This is a genomic window from Fusibacter bizertensis, assembly GCF_029914245.1.
Lineage (GTDB): Bacteria > Bacillota > Clostridia > Peptostreptococcales > Acidaminobacteraceae > Fusibacter_C > Fusibacter_C bizertensis.
The window spans coordinates 92,165-111,675 of record NZ_JARYZI010000003.1 but is presented as its reverse complement, the minus strand read 5'-3'; the positions used below and the strand labels follow the sequence as shown (position 1 = coordinate 111,675).

Below are 19,511 nucleotides of genomic sequence, written 5' to 3'. Positions count from 1 at the left end.
TGATGGGGGTTTTTATGGATTATGATTACAAAAGAGCGATTCGTGCTAATGTAGGGTTTGTTTGGGCCTTTTCAGTAATATTATCGATTACAGCATTTATTAATGGTGGTGTCGCTTATGGTATAGAAGCAGTGACTTTAACTGCAGCAGCTTCAATTTTTTCAACTATATTTAGTCTGTTGCCAATTAATAGAGTATTCAAAGGTGAAGTGATTGTTACTATACCATTTTTAGCAGCCATTGGTATGTCAATTGTTAATGGTGGCATATCAAGAATGTTCAATATATACTTTTTAGCCTTGATTATGCAGTCACTCTATTTCAACCTAAGGTTGATGATTGGTTTTGGTTTGGGGTCATCTACAATTCTATCTGCTTTATATTTGATAAAACCGACCTTTCTGCTAGAGCCCAATCTAGGTTTAGGCGATTTTATACCACGTATGGGGGCTTACTTTTGTGCATTTATCGTTTTATTGCTTCTTTCAAAGTGGGGGCAAGAAACATTGCGTTCAGCACAAGAGGAAGGACGAAAAAGCAAGCATGCTTTTGATCAATTGAATTTAGTATTTGAAAAGATAAATCAGACAAGTCATAGCATAGATGCATCAGCATCAACTGCTCAAGTTAAGATGAATGATAATTTGATAAGTATTAAAGAGGTTAACTTGTCAATCGAATCACTTTCTGAAAGAGTTTCCAATACTTCTGAAAGCTTAAGAGATGCAAAATTGCGTGTAGAAGATTCTAGTGACTATGTAAAAGAAACATTTGATTTGATGACGACTATAGAGACTCTTTTTACTGGTGTCAACGGAAAAGTGGATGAGAGCGGAGACTCAATTACCGAAATGCAACATAAAATGAAACAAATTGAAGAAGCAATAGCTCAAAGTCATGATACCATCAACATACTGTCAACTAAAATGTCGGATATTTATAGCTTTTTAGATGGGATATCATCAATCGCTGATCAAACCAATTTATTAGCGCTTAATGCTTCAATTGAAGCAGCACGTGCTGGAGAACACGGCAGAGGTTTTGCAATTGTAGCAGAAGAAATAAGAAAATTATCAGAAGAAAGTGGACAATTTGCTGATGGGATTAGAAAAATCACAAAAGAATTTATAGCTTCAACTGAACTCGCACTTGATCAAGCTAATCTTGGTAAAATAGCAATGAATCAAGGCAATGATAATATGAGTACTTTGGGGGCCTATTATAACGAAATGAAAGCGAGCTTCAACACTGTAAGTGAAGAGCTCGCCAAAGAAGCAAAATTAATAGAACAAATTTACAATCAATTTTCATTTTTAGAAAAAGCCATTGAAGATGCTTCTGCTACACTTCAAAATAACAATGAAAAATTCATCGAAATTAAGTCGGTGATGCAGCATCAAGTTGAGATATCAACCGATGTAAACCAAGAGGTTAACGTCATCAACTCTCACTCTAAAGCACTCACTAAACTATCACAAAGCAGCAATTAAAGATTCTTTCTCTTTTAATGCTTCATACTGTTCCATCAAATCAAGAAGCTCAAGTTCAAGGGCTTCTTTTTTTTCTGTTAATTGCGTAAGTTTGGAAAAATCTGTACTAAAGCGTTCAATTTCCTTATCCAACAAGCCTAAGTCATCTGAAAGTTTATCGATATTTGAAGGCAAAGTTTCAAGCAATTTTAACTCTTTAAACGTCAATTTCTCCTTTTTGGTGCGATTGAGTTCTTGATCAGAAGCTTGATTTGTATCAATATCTGCTTTTGCTTTCACAGGTGTTTTTGAGTTTACTTCTTGCGCTTCATCATGAATGTGATCTTCTAAATACTCACTATAACTCTGATTGGCAAAGCTGAGTTTGCCATTGTCAATTGCAAGTAATTTATCACAAGTTCGGTCTAGAAAATAGCGATCATGTGACACAACTAATATTACACCTTGAAACTGATCAAGGTATTCTTCAAACACTTTAAGTGTGTCAAGGTCAAGGTTGTTGGTTGGTTCATCGAGCAATAGTACATTGGGTGCACCAATCAAGATTCCTAAAAGCTGTAATCTTCTTCTTTCACCCCCAGATAATTTAGCAATAGGCGTCCATTGTAGATCAGCTGGAAAGAGGAAAGTTTCCATTAGTTCTGAAGCGCTAATGCGATATCCAGAAGGCGTTGTAACATATTCAGCGATATCTCTAATGTACTCTATCGCGCGCTGGTCATCACTACCAAAACCTTCAAAATCTTGCGTAAAATAACCAAATTTTACGGTAGAACCAATTTCCACAGTCCCTTTAATAGGCGTGATTCTTTGTGCGATAATGTTGAGTAGAGTGGTCTTGCCGACACCGTTATCGCCAACTATTCCGATGCGATCATTTGGTGCAAGACTGTACTCAAAAGTATCAAATAAATGTTTGTTCCCAAATTGCATAACGATGTTTTTAATTTCAGCTATTTTACTTCCTAGACGTGTAAAACCTGCTTCAATTTGAACAGAAGAATCATTAAACTGTTTTATATCTTCTTGAATTTTTTCAAATCTTTGAATTCTTGATTTGGACTTTGTTCCTCTCGCTAGAACACCAGCGCGCATCCAAGCGAGTTCGCGACGGTATAAATTCTGGTTTTTCTGATGACTGCTTGTTTGTTGCAGCATCCTTTCAGCTTTTTTTTCAAGGTAATATTCGTAATTTCCTTGGTATTCATATAATTTTCCTCTAGAAAGTTCAACACTTTTATTAACGATGCGATCGAGAAAATAGCGGTCATGGGTAATCATCAATAGACCGCCTGTTCGCGCTTTTAAAAAGTTTTCAAGCCAAAGAATCGTTTTACTGTCTAGATGGTTGGTAGGTTCATCAAGTACGAGTAAATCACATGGTGTTACAAGTGCTTCAGCTAGTGCGACACGTTTTTTTTGCCCACCAGATAGTGTCTGTACTTTTGCTTCTAAGTCATATATGCCCAGTGCACCAAGGATGCTTTTCATTTGAAATTCAATATCAAATAATTGCTTGGCGTTCATTACTTCAGAGAGGTGATTAAAGGTACTGAGAAGTTCAGTGTCATCCGGATTCTCTTCTAACTCCTGAATAGCTATCTCATACTTTCTAATGGTTTCCATTGCTTCGGAATTTCCGTGAAAGAGTTGTTCGATTACAGTGAGATCTTCGGTGTAATCGTGCTCTTGTGCCAAATAGTTGATTTTGATGTTTTTGGCAGTGACCACTTGACCAAAGTCAGGGAATTCAAGCCCAACAATGATTTTTAAAAATGTAGATTTACCAGTTCCATTGACACCAATTAGACCTATTTTGTCGTTTGAATCGATAGAAAAATCGATGTCATCTAATAATTTTGTCATGCTATAACTTTTACTGATTTGGTTGCAATTGAGTAAATGCATATTTAAACTCCTTTAAGAGGTATTTTGAAAATTTAACTCTCTCTATTTTAACATAATATGATAAACTGTATAGTAGTGAGACACTAAACAATTTTTTCGGGAGGATACGACATGACAACAATGTACGAGGCGCATAGAGCTCAACTTGAAGGATTCCTTGAAGTTGGAGATATGGCGATACTATTTTCAGGTAAAGCACCAAAAAGCACAGCGGATTCACACTATTCTTTTCTACCGAACAAAAACTTTTACTATTTCACAGGTTGCACGCAAGAACATTTTATCATTGCAATGGTTAAAACGATAAAAGGTCTTGAAGCGACTCTTTTTATAGAAAAACCAGATTATGATATAGAGAAATGGATTGGTAGAAAACTAACGCGTGAGGCTGCTGAATCAATATCTGGTATTAGAGATATTCAGTACCTTGACGGTTTTGTTTCATGGGTTTCAAGGACTGTTTATAATGGTAAAGTGGAAAGACTATTTTTAGATCTTGAAAAGATGAATTGGGATGAAATGGATAGCCCAGCATCGGTATTTGCCCATGATTTTACCAAGCGTTATCCATTTGTAACCGTTAAATCTTTACATTATATTTTATGTGAACTTAGAGTCCTTAAATCAGATGAAGAAGTATCACTAGTAAAAAAAGCAATTGATATTACTAGTATTGGAATACAAGAAATTATGAAAGCACTAAAAAATGAGTTGTACGAGTATCAATTAGAAGCAACTTTTCAATATCATATAAGAATGAATGGCGCGGAAAGATGTTCATTCGAAACCATTGCAGCTTCTGGAAGCGATGGCGTGATTTTGCACTATGTTGAAAATAGCAAAAAACTTAAAGATGGAGATTTAGTACTTTTAGATTTGGGTGCTCAATATCAACAATACGCTGCTGATATCTCTAGAACTATTCCGGTTAATGGTAAGTTTACTGACCGCCAAAAGCAGATTTATAATATCGTGCTAAAAGCACAAAGTGCGGTGATCGATGCGATGAAACCGGGAATTCCATTTGAAGAACTCAATAAGGTTTGTCAGAGAACACTTACAGATGAACTTAAAAAAATTGGTTTAATCAAAGAAGATTCAGAGCTTTCTAAGTATTATTATCACGGAGTAAGTCATTATTTAGGACTTGATGTTCATGATATCGGTAGCAGAAATGGCTTATTGAAAGAAGGCATGATCTTGACGGTTGAACCTGGTCTTTATATCGCAGAAGAAAACATTGGTATACGCATTGAAGATGATATACTGATCACTGAAAACGGAAATGAAATATTATCAAGTCATATCCCTAAAACGGTGGAAGAAATTGAAGCCATCATGTACAGGTAATGGAATGTAGAATAGGGTGTGGTGCATGTTGCATTATCCCGTCAATATCTACTAAAACAAAACTTTTACCTAATGGTAAACCAAGTCATACGCCTTGTATTCATCTGGATGATAAGATGAGGTGTCTAATCTTTGATCATGCTGAAAGACCTTCAGTGTGTGGCAGTTTGAAGCCAAGTTTTGAGATGTGTGGCAACAATCGCGACGAAGCTATAAGTTACTTGATCATGTTAGATGAGTTGACAAAATAAAGCAGTTAATTATCAGAAAAATTAATTTATATGCAAAAGGGTGTTGACATCTCTTTTAATAATGCATATAATCAGTTCAATATATTAAAGACTTTGACGAGAAGAGTAATCATAAAGTAGAGGTAATAGCGAGCCGATGAGGGTGTAAGTTCGGCACTGAGCTTTTGATGAAGAACATCTCTGAGTTATCAGGCTGAAAGCTTAGGCGAGTAGGCGTGGTCGTATCCGAAACGTTACCTTCGGTAGATATCGACAATTTTGTCCGTATCGATGAGCTGGATCAATTGATCAATTTGGGTGGTACCGCGAAATAAGCTTTCGTCCCTGTTTATATAACAGGGATGAGAGCTTTTTATTTTTGTATACCTTAAAGTGATGCTCTCGATAATAAAGAAAGGGGTAAATTTATGAAACTTAAAAGAACACATTTCTGTGGGAGCATAAGGCCAGAGCATGTTGGTCAAACTAGCGTTCTCAAAGGTTGGGTACAAAGAAGAAGGGATCTTGGAGGTGTAATCTTTCTTGATCTACGCGATAAAACAGGTATCTGCCAAGTTGTATTTGATGCAGCAAACTTAAGTGAAGCAGATTTTCAAAAAGCTGAAAGTATTAGAAACGAGTTTGTCATAGAAGTATCTGGATTAGTTGAAAATAGAAGTGAAGATACAATTAATTGGCTCCTTCCAACAGGTGCAGTGGATATAAGAGCAAACAAATTGACCATTTATTCTCAAGCAAAGAATCCACCCTTTAAAGTGGGAGAATCTTTAAATATCAAAGAGGAACTTAGAATGGAATACAGGTATCTAGATCTTCGCACGCCAGAGATGTTATCCAATCTGATGATGAGGCAAACAGTTACAAAAGCAGTAAGAGAGCAACTTGTTGATCTTGGCTGCCTTGAAGTTGAGACACCACTCCTTACTAAAAGTACACCAGAGGGTGCAAGAGATTTTCTAGTGCCAAGTCGTATGAGTAAAGGCAGTTTTTATGCACTACCTCAATCGCCTCAAATCTATAAACAACTTTTAATGGTTGGTGGCATTGATCGATACTTTCAGATTGCAAAATGTTTTAGAGATGAAGATTTAAGAGCGGATCGGCAACTAGAATTTACACAAGTAGATATGGAGTTTTCTTTTGTTGATGAAGAGGATGTCATTGAGATACTAGAAAAGCTTTTTCAAAATATAATGCGTGATGCTGTTGGTTATGAACTTAAGTTACCGCTTAAAAGGATGACATACCATGAAGCCATGGAATGTTATGGGTTTGATAAACCAGACTTAAGATTTGGTATGCCAATGGTAGATTTAACTGAAATGATGCGCGTAAGTGATTTTTCAGTATTTAGAAAAGTAGTTGACCAAGGTGGTGTCGTCAAAGCACTTAATGTCAAAGGTGGACAAAGTTTTACGCGTACTCAGATTGAATATTTGACGCAAAAGGCAGTGGATTTCGGTGGAAGTGGCATGGCATGGATTTCAATTGATGAACATAACGTCATCCAATCTATTCTGACAAAGTATTTTACTGAGGCTCAGATGGCTGAGATCCTTAGACAAACTGATGCTAAAGCAGGAGATCTTATTATATTTTGTGCTGAACCCCATAAGCAAGCAAGTGTTATACTTGGAAGTCTTCGACTTGAAATTGGAGACATGCTTGGACTTAGAAAAAAAGATGATTATGCATTTGTGATTATCACTGAGTTTCCACAGTTTGAATATGACAGTGAAGCTAAAAGATATGTTGCCATGCATCATCCTTTTACACATCCTGTGGACGAGGACATTGAACTATTTGATACAGCACCAGAAAAAATGAGAGCAAAGGCATATGATGTCGTCCTAAACGGCATAGAACTTGGTAGTGGAAGTATCAGAATTCACGATCATAAATTACAGGCCAAAATGTTCCAAATGTTGGGTTTCACCGATGAACAAATCGAAAGTAGATTTGGATTCATGTTAAAAGCTTTTGACTATGGTGTACCACCACATGGTGGATTTGCATTTGGTCTTGACCGATTAGTGATGATGTTAGTAGGCGCTTCGAGTATCAGAGAAGTCATTGCATTTCCAAAGATGAGAGATGGTTCTTGTGCCATGATGGACGCTCCTTCAAAAGTGGATCAAGTGCAACTTGAAGAATTGTCTCTCTTCTTAACAAGTGCAATGGAGTTTGAAAAAAGAAAAGAAACTTTGGACTTAAGTGTGATTGAATATGTATCAGAACTTGCAAAGATTGAACTATCACCTTTTGAGAAGGAAATTTATGCAAAGGATTTAAACGATGTCATCGCATTTGCAGATGCAATCGCCAATATAGATGTTTCAACTTATGAACCACTTAACTATGTCGGTGGTGGTGAGAATGTACTCAGAGAAGATGAAGTGAAGCACTCACTTAGCCCTCAAAATGTACTTCAAAATGCACCAAGTCAATATGAAAATTGTTTCTTTGTTCCTAAAACAGTAGAGTAGGAGGCTTTATGCAATCCGTTATTTTTGAATCAATGAAAGAGCAAGCTAAGATGCTTCAGGATAAAAAAATATCCTGTGTTGAGCTAACAAAGGCTTATTTAGACAATATAAAAAGTCAAGACGAAGTGATCGGTGCTTACCTGCATGTGGCAGAGGAAAGTGCAATAGCTTCAGCAAATAGAGTAGATGAAAAAAGAAGAAAAGGTGAAGCGTTACACCCTCTTTCAGGTTTACCTATGGCAATAAAAGATAATATATGCACAAAAGGCATGCCAACTACTTGCGCATCAAAGATGTTAGAGGGTTATCAATCCCCATTTGATGCTACTGTGGTAAAACTTTTAAAAGAAGCAGATGCTGTGGTGCTTGGAAAAGTAAACATGGACGAGTTTGCCATGGGTGCATCTACTGAAAATTCTTATTATAAAAAAACGCGTAATCCAGTAGATACAGATCGAGTACCTGGCGGAAGTTCAGGCGGTTCTGCAGCAGCAGTAGCTGCACATATGGCAACTTATACGCTAGGATCAGATACTGGTGGATCTGTACGTCAACCTGCAAGTTTCTGTGGTGTGGTTGGCCTTAAACCTACTTATGGGAGAATATCACGAAGCGGTCTTATTGCTTTTGCATCATCTTTAGATCAAATTGGTCCTTTGGGAAGAAGTGTTGAAGATGTGGCTGCGGTATATAAAATGCTTGCTAAGCACGACGAGATGGATTCAACTAGTGGCCCAGATGAAGCTCTGAGCATAGATGCACTCCTAGGTAAATCAGTTAAAGGCATGAGAGTTGCACTTCCAACGGCTTTTTTTAGCGAAGGCATACAAATAGAAGTAAAAGAAGCGGTACTTCACGCTGCAAAAGTCTTTGAATCCATGGGGGCGATTGTTGAGGAAGTATCTCTAAAGGCAATTGACGCTGCACTACCTGCATATTATTTGATATCATCTGCTGAAGCGTCATCGAACTTAGCACGTTTTGATGGTGTAAAATACGGCTACCGAACAGATGATTTTCAGTCGATTGAAGAACTTTACAAACGCACTAGAGGTGAGGGGTTTGGTCGAGAAGTGAAACGTAGAATATTACTTGGCACTTATGCGCTAAGCTCAGGCTATTACGATGCCTATTATCAAAAGGCACTTAAGATTAGGACGATGATTTTAAGAGAGTATACACAGTTATTTGAAAGGTATGATTTTGTGCTTTCACCAGTTGCACCAAGCACAGCTTTTAAGTTTGGAGAACATGGAAAAAGTCCTGTTGAAATGTATCTTGGAGATATCTATACAGTACCAGTTAACATAGCGGGACTGCCTGGGCTTTCAATCAACTGTGGTTTTGATCAAAACCATATGCCCATAGGACTACAGCTTATAGGTAAGGCGCATGATGAAGCGACATTGCTTTCTGCTGGCTTTGCATTTGAACAAACTAAAAAACTATGGAGGGTTGAGCGATGAGTTATGAATGTGTCATAGGTTTAGAAGTGCATGTTGAATTAAATACGAAAAGTAAAATCTTCTGCAGTTGTTCAACTGAGTTTGGAGGTGCACCAAATACACATGTATGTCCAGTTTGTTTAGGTCTACCAGGTGCATTACCTGTTTTAAACAAAGAAGTGGTGTCTTCAGCTATAAAAGCAGGTCTAGCACTGAATTGCTCTATAACAGAAAAGGGGAGACAAGATCGTAAAAACTATTTTTATCCAGATTTACCTAAAGCTTATCAAATTTCACAAAATGAATTACCAATTGCACTAGGTGGTTACATGAATATAGAGACAGCTTTGGGCAACCGGCAAGTTGGCATTACACGCGTGCACATAGAGGAAGATGCAGGTAAGCTAATTCATGAAGCTTCTGGTGGTACGCTTATTGATTATAATAGAGGTGGTGTGCCTCTTATTGAAATCGTATCTGAACCAGATATGCGCTCAGCAGAAGAAGTTAAAGCATATCTTCAAAAATTAAGAGCGACGATGCTTTATTTAGACATATCTAGTTGCAAGATGAACGAAGGTGCTTTTAGATGTGATGTGAACCTTTCAGTCAGAAAAAAAGGCAGTCAAACTCTTGGCACGCGAACTGAGATGAAAAACTTAAATTCATTTGCTTTTATTATGAAAGCCATAGAAAGTGAAAAAGAGAGACAGATTGCAGTCATCGAGGGTGGTGGTGAAGTGGTTCAAGAGACACGGAGATGGGATGCACAAAAAAACCAATCATTTGCAATGCGTAGCAAAGAAGATGCTCATGATTATCGTTATTTCCCAGATCCGGATTTGATGCCAATAGTTATAAAATCACAGGAAATTCAAGCGATAAAGGATAAATTACCTCAGTTACCAGAAGACTATAGGGTGTTGTTTTCACAGCAGTATGGCATAAAAGGTGACATTTCTGAACAATTGGTTAAAGATAAAGCGATTGCGGATTATTTTTCGAAGGCCGCCAGTATGACGAAAACGCCTGAAATATTCGCCAACCTTTTAATAATGGAAGTGAGTAAGTTTTTAGATACAGGGAGTGAAAATGTTGTTATTCCAATTAAACATGAACACTTTGCAGCGCTTGTTAATCTCGTAGGTGAGCGTAAAATTAGCACAAATATTGCTAAGAAGGTCTTATCTTCAATGTGGCAAACAACAGAAAGTCCACAAAAAATTTTGGATGATAAAAACTGGTGGCCTATTGTCGATAGAGAAGTGTTACTTGTATTAGGGAGAGAGATCCTTAAAAAAACACCACAAATCGCTAGCGATTACCGCGCAGGTAAAAAGCAAGCACTTGGGGCGTTTATGGGGCAAATGATGAAAGCGACTGAAGGAAAAGCAGATCCATCAATCGCCGAAGAGATTTTCACGACTCAGTTGATTCATGAAATTTAAAATTTCAAACTGAAACTTGATGAAGTGCAGCCAAGGAGTTAATTGCAGAAAATATAAAAGTTGCTGCTAAGTTTGAAGTGATGTTGTCATTGTCATATCTAGGTGAGACTTCAGCTATATCGAAAAGTACCACTTTGCCTGTTCTAAAAATCTGTTTGAAGAACTTTAAAATTCGCTCAGGGTGAAGTCCAAGTGGTTGTGTTGCACTAACACCTGGTGCAAAAGCTGATGAGAAAACATCTGTACAAATAGTAACATAAAGCTGGTTTTGTCTTTTAGTAAAGGCATCCAGCTTTTTTAACGCCTCAGTAAGGTCACCTTCACCGATGTCTTTAGCCATTAAATAAGTTGCTCCCATTCTATCTGCTATTTTAAACAGATCTACGGTATTGCCACGCTTTTGAATCCCAATTACAAAATAGTCAAATGGTTTATTGTTTTTTTCAAGTTCGTCATAAATTTGCCTGAACATAGTACCTGATGTACCTTGTACAGGATAGGGCCTGATATCAAAATGTGCATCAAAGTTGATGATCCCTGGCGCGAGGCCTGATTTCATCAAACCCTTGTAATCACCATATGCCACTTCATGTCCGCCTCCAAGAACTATAGGGAAAAGACCAAGAGACAAGATTTTAGAGACTGCATCTGCAAGTGCTTCTTGGCTACTTTCTAAATCGCCATCATTGCAATGAATGTTTCCAGCATCATATAGTTTAAAGTCTTGTGTAAAGCAGCAAGGCAAGCTACATAGCTCTTTGCGAATGCTCATAGGCCCTTTAGAAGCGCCTGTCCTACCTAAGTTTCTTCTAACCCCTTCGTCACTTACAAATCCAATGATAGCAACGCCAGCTACAAATGGTTTTAATACTACATTGTTATCGTTCAAGTCAAGTGGCTGGATCCATTGATGCCATCTATAAGCGTCATAATTTTCTGTAGAATCTATTCTGCCAGTCCAAGTGTCCATATTGGGCACGCTATATTTTAATATCATCTTTACCTCTCACAAATATAGTTTGTCTATTTTTATATTATCATCAACAGTATATCGAATGCGTAACTATTTTACGTCAAGTTTTTTATTACATTTTTTTCAAATTTGATAAAAGTGGTTATTTTCTCTGAAAAATAGGTATGTTACAATAGTAATAGAATTAATTAGGGTAACAAAATATAGGAGGCATTATGAAAATTCACTTAAGAGAAGCGTCAAGCATCGAAAATTCAGACGGATTGATCGTTTGTACTGGAAATGATCTCGATGTAAGCAAAGCCTATGGATTACCGATTGAACACTTAAAACAAAAAGAAACTTTTGAAGGCAAAATTGGAGAAGTTCAGTTTATGACTTTGGTCCAACAAGAAAAATTACAGGATGTTGCACTAATAGGCGTGGGCAATTCTGAAAAGTTTTGTGAAACTAAATTTATCAAAAGCTTAGGAGAAGCAATAAAAGGATTAAAAAAGAAGAAAGTATCTCATATCGTTTTAGATTTAAAGGCACTTTCAAGTGTAGCTGTTGTTGATAAAAAACTACAGAAATTGATATTTAGTGCGCTTATAATGAGCGATTATGAATTTAATGATTATAAAACAGATGCTAAACCGAGTACGCTAGAAACGATTTCAGTTTTGGGAAATGATTTAGATGAATCATGCCTTAACGAGGGTGTGATTTTAGGTGAAACAAATGTATTTTCAAGATATCTTACAAATATGCCTGCCAATATTATGACGCCTGATCAATTGGCGAAGATAGCAAAAGACTATGTTCAGCCCTATGGGTTGGAGATTGAAATCAAAGATGAAAATCAGATCGAAGCACTAGGGATGCACGCGTATTTCGCAGTTGCAAAAGCTTCTGCAAATCCACCTAGACTCATTGTAATGAGACATATGGGTGCACCTGAATCGGATAAAAGACTTGCACTTGTAGGTAAAGGATTGACCTATGATTCAGGCGGACTATCAATTAAACCCACTGCATCCATGGTGACGATGAAAGATGATATGGGTGGCGCAAGTGCTGTAATAGCAGCAATGGGAGCAATCGCAAGATTAGATATTAAAGCAAATGTAATTGGTATTGTTGCAGCATGTGAAAACATGATCTCGGGATTGAGTTATAAACCTGGTGATATTATATCCTCTATGGGTGGAAAAAGTATCTATATTGGTAATACGGATGCAGAAGGCAGACTAACGCTGATTGATGCTGTCACATATGGCTTAAATGAAGAAAAAGCAACTCATGTTGTTGATATTGCGACGCTTACTGGTGCTGCAATTCATTGTTTGGGATCCGTTGCCTCACCAGTTGTGACAAATAATGACGATTTTTATCATATTGTTGAGAAATCATTCAATAAAGCTGACGAAAAAGTTTGGAAAATGCCTGTTTTTGATGCATATAAAGAATTAGTTAAACATGACCAAGCAGATTTAACCAATACAGCAGGCGCACCAGGCACAATTACTGCTGGAATTTTCATTGGAGAGTTTGCAAAAGATGTACCTTGGGTACATATAGATATAGCTGGAACTGCTTTTAAAGATAAAGCTTCAGGTATATATTCTAAAGGTGGTACAGGTTCCGGTGCAATTCCACTGGTATATCTGGCTAAAAAAATGACTAAATAGTGAGGTTGATTATGTTAAAAAGAGATGTAGAAGTTTTTAAACAAGCAATACTCAACGAAGTAGAAGGCTATGAGTTTTATAAAATGGCTGCGTATAATACACCAGAAGAGGATGTAAAAAAAGCATTCCTAAATCTTGCAAATGAAGAACTTAAGCATATTGATTGGCTTAAAGATGCCTTCAAAAAATTAAGTGGTAATCCAGAAGACAGTTCAACTTTGGCGATGATAGAAAATCCGCCAAGTCCTGAAATTTTCAGATGGGATAACCTTCAAACTAAAAATGCAAGCTTAGCAGTATCTGTATTTGGAATCGGCATTGAAATGGAACGTGCATCAGTTACTTTCTATGAAAATGCAATGACTGAAACTACTTTTGAAGCTGCCAAACAACTTTTCGAAGTGCTTGCAAAATGGGAAAAAGTACACTTAGAGCAATTTTCAAGAGCCTATGACGATCTCATCAAAGACTGGTGGATGGAGCAAGGCTTTGACGCATTCTAACAAACTAATATGGAAGAAATTCAAACAGATAGACTAAGGCTTGTCGCGCTCGACCTAGAAAATCTTTATCATTATATCCATGATTATGAGCGCGTACAGACCAATTTAGGCGTAAGTGTAACCATGCCCATACAAGACCAAGAAATCAAGTATGTTTTCTCTAGTGCTCATTATGAAGCAAGTGCGCATCCTGAAGATATTCTTTGGTATACCAGTTGGGAAGTAATCTTAAAAGATGAAAATGTTATCATTGGTGGGATAAGTTTTAAAGGTCCTCCCGATGACCAACTTGAAGTTGAAATAGGATATGAAATAGTATCTGAATATCAGCAAAATGGTTATGCTACTGAAGCAACTGCAGCCCTTATAAAGTGGGCAAAAGAAGTGAAGCACATAGAGCGTATTGTTGCATGCGTTGAACCACATAACTATTCATCGACGCAGGTGTTAAGGAAGCTTGGTTTTAATTATTTCGAGTCCGATGAAGGCCTAAATTGGTGGCGTAAAATTTAATAATAAGGATGGCATCATTGGTACAAGTAAAACTTGTAACCCTTGAGCCATCTTTTTTTGTTTAAGGTCGTAGGTTTGTGATTACTGGACAAGTGATGTAGAATTGATTAAAATAGATGAAAGTAGTGATTTGGAGGCAATTGTGAGTCTGAAAGAAACTGATTTGCATCACCCAATTAAAAATTGGCTGGAAACACAAAACTGTGCTGTGAAAGCTGAAGTTAAGTCGATAGATATGGTGGGCATGTTTAACGAACTATTGATTGCTGTTGAGCTAAAATTAAAATTAAACCTAGAAGTCATCAATCAGGCTGTTGAAAGACAAAGTATAGCAGATTTAGTTTATATTGCAGTTGTGCATGATTTTAAAGCAGTGGAGAGCAAAAGGTTTAAAATGACACTTTTGACTTTGAAACGACTTAACCTTGGTCTATTAGTCGTTAATTTTAGAGCGACTGAACCAATCGTTACAGAGCTTCTTAAGCCAGAACATTTTGACTTTGAAAAGAGCAAGAGACAGAAGCAAAGGAAACGTGCTGAAATTATAAAAGAATTCAACAGAAGAAGCGGTGATTTTAACAAGGCGGGATCGAGTAAGTCAAAGTTAATGACTGCTTATAGAGAAGAATGTATATATATTGCCTATCTGATACAAACACTAGGATTAAGTAGAGCGAAGGAGTTTGAACCTTACGGAATAAAAAGTACTAAGGCAAGCTCAATCATGAGTAAAAATTTTCACGGATGGTTTGAAAGGATAGATAAAGGTCTCTATCGATTAAGTGAGAGTGGTGTACTTGCGCTTGAAGAATACAAGGGTGTAGTAGAATTTATTATCAAATCTAAAGAGGTGAAAAATGACACTTAATGCACAGCGTTTTTCAACTGTACAGATAACGAAGATGATCTTGATAGCATTTGTGGATGCTGTTATTTCAGGTTTTTATCTTAAAATATTTCCTTTTGATTATACGATTAATCTAGCTGTTGTTATTTTACCTATTTATTATTATTTAGATAGACGTTTGGTTCCTGCTGTAACTGGCATCTTTATAGGAAGTGTCGGCTTAATCTTTCGAACTTTGACGGGCTTTTATTATTATGGTAGCTTTGCTAACGCATTTTGGGCAGATTTTAATTTTCTCTATTTTGATTTAATGTATGGTATTGTATTTACAATTCTATTTTTTAGAAATGAAAATAAAACACTTTATACTTTTTTCTTTGCAGCACTTGCGGCCGATTTTTTAGGGAATGCAGCTGAGTTTATCTCAAGGTTTGGTGTAGCAGATTATGTTTCAAATTCTGTTATGGCGACTCTAATGTTAGTTGCTGTTATTCGAGCTACACTTGCAGTTGTGCTGATTAGTGCAATTAAATACTATAATTTCTTTCTTAGAAAAGAAGAGCATGATGAGCGCTACAGAATGCAAATGAATTTGCTCTCGGAACTAAGGGGTGAAATGTATTTTTTGAAAAATAATACTGAACATGTTGAATCTGTAATGGATGAAGCTTTTAGCTTGTACCGAGAATATGATGGGTTGACCTTCGAAGCCCAAAAGACCAAGGCGCTTAACATCGCAAAAAATGTACATGAAATAAAAAAGAATTATTTTAAAGTTATTGAAGGTATTGACGAGATTATTCTAAAAGAGACGCCATTTGATATGCTTAAGTTAATGGATCTCACAAAAATGCTCTATTTATCTACACAAAGAAGTATTGATAATGAGCATCGAAACATAACATTAGTCTTTGATGTGCATAGTGAAACTCAAATTCATGAACATAGTATGCTGATGTCAGTGCTGCGAAATTTGGTAAACAACGCAATCGAAGCAATTGGCAATTATGGTGAAATTAAGCTTCTCCATTCTGAGGATCAAGATAAACATTACTTTATAATAACTGATAATGGATGCGGTATGACTCAAGATACCCTTGCATATATTTTCAAACCTGGTTTTTCAACCAAATATGATGATGATACTGGTAACTCCAATAGAGGAATTGGATTGTCTCTTGTACAAGATATCGTTGATAAATATTTTGACGGACAAATCGAAGTGGATTCAATAATTGGAGTAGGTACAAAATTCAAACTTACAATTCCCAAAAATAAAGTATAGCTGGAAAAGTGAAATAGTAGAAGTAATATAGGGGGACGCATGAAGATCTATATAGTTGATGATGATATCATCGTAATTAAGATGATTGAAGAAATTGTGCTTGATGGCGAATTAGGTGAGATTATTGGCACTTGTGACAAAAGTTTAACTGCTCTAGATGAAATTTGTCTTTTAAAACCAGACATATTGATTGTCGATTTATTGATGCCAGAACTTGATGGTATTTCATTAGTAGAAAGATTTAAACGCGTATGCCCAAATAGTAAATGTATCATGATTTCACAAGTATCATCAAAAAAAATAGTGGGTGATGCTTACGATAAAGGAATAACTTTTTTTATAAGTAAACCAGTAAATAAAAAAGAGATTAGACAAGTCATTAAGAACTTAACCGATCAAATCACTTTAGAATCACATCTCAATAAAATTAAACAGGTGCTTTCACTTGAAGATATAAAACAAGTTTCGTTTAGTGAGAAGCATAAACAAAACGATGAGCAAGATATCGAGAAGAAGTTTAAAATGATTTTTTCAAGATTAGGGATACTTGGGGAAGTTGGTTGCGATGATATTTCAAGACTTTGTCTACATATAATGAGCTCTGATAAACAAGGAAGTAACCATAAGCTCAAAGACCTTTCAAACTATTTGTCAGACAATCCAAAAGCGATGGAACAAAGAATAAGAAGGACAATTAATAAAGGTTTAAGTAACATTGCTAATTTGGGAATCGAAGATTATCTAAACGAAAATTATGTGAAATATAGCAATACTTTATTTGATTTTGATCAAGTGAGGCTGGAAATGGAGTTCATTAGAGGAAAAAAAGGAAGTGGTGGTAAAATCAATATCAAGAAATTTATGGATAATCTTATCTTAATTGTTGATGAAATGTAAAAAAAGTGTACAATTATCAGAAAACTAAATGTATTTTTTTGATTTTTTTTAAATTTTCAAGTAATGATTAAATATAATTAACACAATGGCGATTGGGTTAGTTATAACCCGTGGTTAATAAAAAAAGGGGGAAATAATCATTATGGAAAAAAGAAAAGTTTCACCGCTTATCGCACTAATTCCAGTAATCTTTTTAATTGGTTCACTCTGGTACGCAATTCAAGTACTTGAGGCGTCACCGCATATTCCTTTATTTACGTCAGCAATAGTTGCTGCACTTGTGGGTATGTTTGCTCTAGATATGAAATGGTCTGAAATTGAAGAAGGAATCGTAGATACAATCAAGATGTCAATGGGGGCAATTATTATCTTGATGATCATCGGTATGGTAATTGGTACTTGGATTTTATCAGGTGTTGTTCCGACAATGATCTTCTATGGTTTAAAAATTCTATCACCAAAAATCTTCTTAGTAGCTACATTATTCATGTGCTCTATTGTTTCTCTTGCAACTGGTTCATCTTGGACAACTGCTGGTACCGTAGGTATTGCACTTATGGGTATCGGTCAAGGCTTAGGTATTCCGGTTCCAATTATCGGTGGTGCAATTATTTCAGGTGCTTATTTTGGAGATAAAATGTCTCCGTTATCTGATACAACAAACTTAGCGCCTGCAATGGCTGGTGCAAAATTGTTTGATCATATCAAGCATATGATTTTTACAACAGGTCCTTCATATATTATCGCAACAGTATTTTTCTTAGTACTAGGTTTTAAATACTCAGGAAATGTACTTGATTTAACAATGATTAATGAAATGAACACTGCTATGTCAGCAAGTTTCTCACTTAATCCTTTGTTACTTTTAATTCCAGTAATCGTAATTGGTATCGTTGTTATGAAAGTACCAGCTATTCCAGGATTATTTGGTGGAGCAATCCTAGGTGGACTAGCAGCTATGGTTTTCCAAGGCTCGTCTATTGGAGCAGTTGTTGATGCACTTCACTATGGTGTTGGTGTAGAAACAGGTTCAGTATTTGTTGATGAATTATTATCACGTGGTGGTTTAGACAGTATGATGTGGACAGTTTCTCTGATTCTTTGCGCGATGACTTTTGGTGGCGTTATGGAAAAAACAGGTATGCTTGAAGCATTGGCAAATCAAATCTTAAGACTTGCAAAATCAACTGGTACACTTGTAACTGCAACAATTTTCACTGCAATTGGTATGAACTTAGTAGCTGGTGATCAGTACTTAGCAATCGTTATTCCTGGTAGAATGTTTAAAGATGCATTTGATAAAAGAGGTTTAGCACCTAAAAACCTTTCAAGATGTCTTGAAGATTCAGGTACATTGACTTCTGCACTTATTCCTTGGAATACATGTGGTGCGTTTATGATTGCTACTTTAGGATTAACGCCTTGGACTTATGTTCCTTACTGTATCTTAAACTTAGTAAATCCACTTGTTTCTATATTCTATGGTTTTACTGGTATAACGATGGAAAAAGTAGAACCAGAAGTTCAGCAATAATTTATAATTGTATGTTAAGAGTCATATAGGAGTTCTCCTATATGACTCTTTTTTTAATCTAATTATATGCACTGAAATCGCTTTTTTATTTTTGAATCGACTTTTAAATTTTTGTTAAAAATGCTATGCTTGAGTATATACACTAATAGGAGTTAACTATGAAAATTGAAGAAAAAGTAATAGATTGTCTTTTCGGAACCTCACTTTTTAAGGGAATCGATAAAGCGGGTATTCACAATATGATCCAATGTCTTAATCCAAGAATTCATAGGTATAAAAAAAATGAAAGCATAGCAATAGCTGGAGAACCTTTTTATGGCATCGGTATAGTTATTGAAGGCGAGGCCGTCATTGCCAAGGAGAATATTGCTGGAAATAGAGCGATATTAACCGTATTGAGGCAAGGTGATATGTTTGGTGAGATGATTAGTTTTACTGAGAAAAAAGTTTGGCCAGTTAATGTTACTGCGCAATTTGATAGTGAAATCGTTTTTGTATCGCCTGAAAACATCATAACAAGATGTGAAAAAATGTGTGATTCACATCAAATATTGATTCAAAACATGTTGAAAATTATGTCAAGGAAAGCATTGTTGCTTAGCAGGAAAGTGGATTATCTTTCAATTAGAAGTTTGAGAGGAAGACTTAGTGCTTATCTTATTGAACAGTGGCAAATACAAGATACTTCAGTGTTTTCATTGCCTATGAATAGAGATGAACTAGCAGATTTTTTTAATGTCGCAAGGCCGTCAATTTCGCGCGAACTTGGCAAAATGAAAGATGAAGGCTTAATTGATTTTCACAAATCGTCTTTTAAGATCCTCGATCTTGAAGCTCTGAAAAAAGTAATTTGAGCGATTATAATCAATTCGATTTGTGATGATATAATTTCAACTGAAATGATACAGGCT

Annotated in this window: 16 protein-coding genes and 1 other annotated feature; of the genes, 14 read left to right on the top strand and 2 right to left on the bottom strand. The window is 36.1% G+C overall.

The window, feature by feature from the left end:
• Nucleotides 1-14: 14 nt before the first annotated feature.
• A complete protein-coding gene (locus QE109_RS05735; RefSeq protein WP_281093458.1) occupies nt 15-1,490 on the top strand; it encodes a methyl-accepting chemotaxis protein in 1,476 nt (491 codons plus the stop codon).
• On the opposite strand, the gene QE109_RS05730 is transcribed toward QE109_RS05735, so the two are convergent.
• Nucleotides 1,473-3,398 carry an ABC-F family ATP-binding cassette domain-containing protein gene (locus tag QE109_RS05730; protein ID WP_281093457.1) on the bottom strand — a complete coding sequence of 642 codons (1,926 nt, stop codon included), beginning with the start codon at nt 3,396-3,398 and terminating at the stop codon, nt 1,473-1,475. The genes QE109_RS05735 and QE109_RS05730 overlap by 18 nt on opposite strands.
• 111 nt (nt 3,399-3,509) lie before the next feature.
• On the opposite strand from QE109_RS05730, the gene QE109_RS05725 reads away from it, so the two are divergent.
• The 5 genes from QE109_RS05725 to gatB all read left to right on the top strand — a co-directional run bounded on the left by QE109_RS05725 (nt 3,510) and on the right by gatB (nt 10,378).
• Entirely contained in the window at nt 3,510-4,748 is a 1,239-nt protein-coding gene (locus QE109_RS05725; RefSeq protein ID WP_281093456.1) for an aminopeptidase P family protein, read from the top strand.
• Complete coding sequence (locus tag QE109_RS05720; protein WP_281093455.1) at nt 4,748-4,999, top strand: YkgJ family cysteine cluster protein; 252 nt, start codon at nt 4,748-4,750, stop codon at nt 4,997-4,999. Before QE109_RS05725 ends, QE109_RS05720 begins: the two co-directional genes overlap by 1 nt.
• Before the next feature lie 84 nt (nt 5,000-5,083).
• Nucleotides 5,084-5,328 (top strand) — a binding site (T-box leader).
• 78 nt (nt 5,329-5,406) lie between these two features.
• On the top strand, nt 5,407-7,485 hold the full coding sequence (gene aspS / locus QE109_RS05715; protein WP_281093454.1) for an aspartate--tRNA ligase: 2,079 nt from the start codon (nt 5,407-5,409) through the stop codon (nt 7,483-7,485).
• Nucleotides 7,486-7,493: 8 nt separating this feature from the next.
• Nucleotides 7,494-8,951 carry an Asp-tRNA(Asn)/Glu-tRNA(Gln) amidotransferase subunit GatA gene (gene gatA / locus QE109_RS05710; RefSeq protein WP_281093453.1) on the top strand — a complete coding sequence of 486 codons (1,458 nt, stop codon included), beginning with the start codon at nt 7,494-7,496 and terminating at the stop codon, nt 8,949-8,951.
• Nucleotides 8,948-10,378 carry an Asp-tRNA(Asn)/Glu-tRNA(Gln) amidotransferase subunit GatB gene (gatB, locus tag QE109_RS05705; protein WP_281093452.1) on the top strand — a complete coding sequence of 477 codons (1,431 nt, stop codon included), beginning with the start codon at nt 8,948-8,950 and terminating at the stop codon, nt 10,376-10,378. Before gatA ends, gatB begins: the two co-directional genes overlap by 4 nt.
• Before the next feature lie 4 nt (nt 10,379-10,382).
• Here the strand turns inward: gatB and hutG are convergent, their stop codons facing one another.
• A complete protein-coding gene (hutG, locus tag QE109_RS05700) occupies nt 10,383-11,375 on the bottom strand; it encodes a formimidoylglutamase (protein WP_281093451.1) in 993 nt (330 codons plus the stop codon).
• A 191-nt stretch (nt 11,376-11,566) separates the two neighbouring features.
• Here hutG and QE109_RS05695 point away from each other — a divergent pair, with 191 nt between their 5' ends.
• From QE109_RS05695 to QE109_RS05660, 8 genes are all read left to right on the top strand, one after another.
• Nucleotides 11,567-13,021, top strand: coding sequence for a leucyl aminopeptidase (locus tag QE109_RS05695; RefSeq protein ID WP_281093450.1), 1,455 nt, complete (start codon nt 11,567-11,569; stop codon nt 13,019-13,021).
• 11 nt (nt 13,022-13,032) lie between these two features.
• Complete coding sequence (locus QE109_RS05690; protein WP_281093449.1) at nt 13,033-13,524, top strand: ferritin family protein; 492 nt, start codon at nt 13,033-13,035, stop codon at nt 13,522-13,524.
• A gap of 9 nt (nt 13,525-13,533) precedes the next feature.
• Entirely contained in the window at nt 13,534-14,037 is a 504-nt protein-coding gene (locus tag QE109_RS05685) for a GNAT family N-acetyltransferase (RefSeq protein WP_281093448.1), read from the top strand.
• Between the two features lie 142 nt (nt 14,038-14,179).
• The gene (locus QE109_RS05680) at nt 14,180-14,905 is read left to right on the top strand and encodes a DUF2161 family putative PD-(D/E)XK-type phosphodiesterase (protein WP_281093447.1); all 726 of its coding nucleotides are present in this window, start codon (nt 14,180-14,182) and stop codon (nt 14,903-14,905) included.
• Nucleotides 14,895-16,169: a sensor histidine kinase gene (locus QE109_RS05675; protein WP_281093446.1), complete on the top strand. Its 1,275-nt coding sequence runs from the start codon at nt 14,895-14,897 to the stop codon at nt 16,167-16,169. Before QE109_RS05680 ends, QE109_RS05675 begins: the two co-directional genes overlap by 11 nt.
• A gap of 39 nt (nt 16,170-16,208) precedes the next feature.
• Nucleotides 16,209-17,066 (top strand): response regulator, encoded by an 858-nt coding sequence (locus tag QE109_RS05670; RefSeq protein ID WP_281093445.1) that lies wholly within the window; start codon nt 16,209-16,211, stop codon nt 17,064-17,066.
• Between the two features lie 142 nt (nt 17,067-17,208).
• The gene (gene nhaC / locus QE109_RS05665) at nt 17,209-18,600 is read left to right on the top strand and encodes a Na+/H+ antiporter NhaC (protein ID WP_281093444.1); all 1,392 of its coding nucleotides are present in this window, start codon (nt 17,209-17,211) and stop codon (nt 18,598-18,600) included.
• 158 nt (nt 18,601-18,758) lie between these two features.
• A complete protein-coding gene (locus QE109_RS05660) occupies nt 18,759-19,454 on the top strand; it encodes a Crp/Fnr family transcriptional regulator (RefSeq protein ID WP_281093443.1) in 696 nt (231 codons plus the stop codon).
• Nucleotides 19,455-19,511 lie beyond the last annotated feature (57 nt).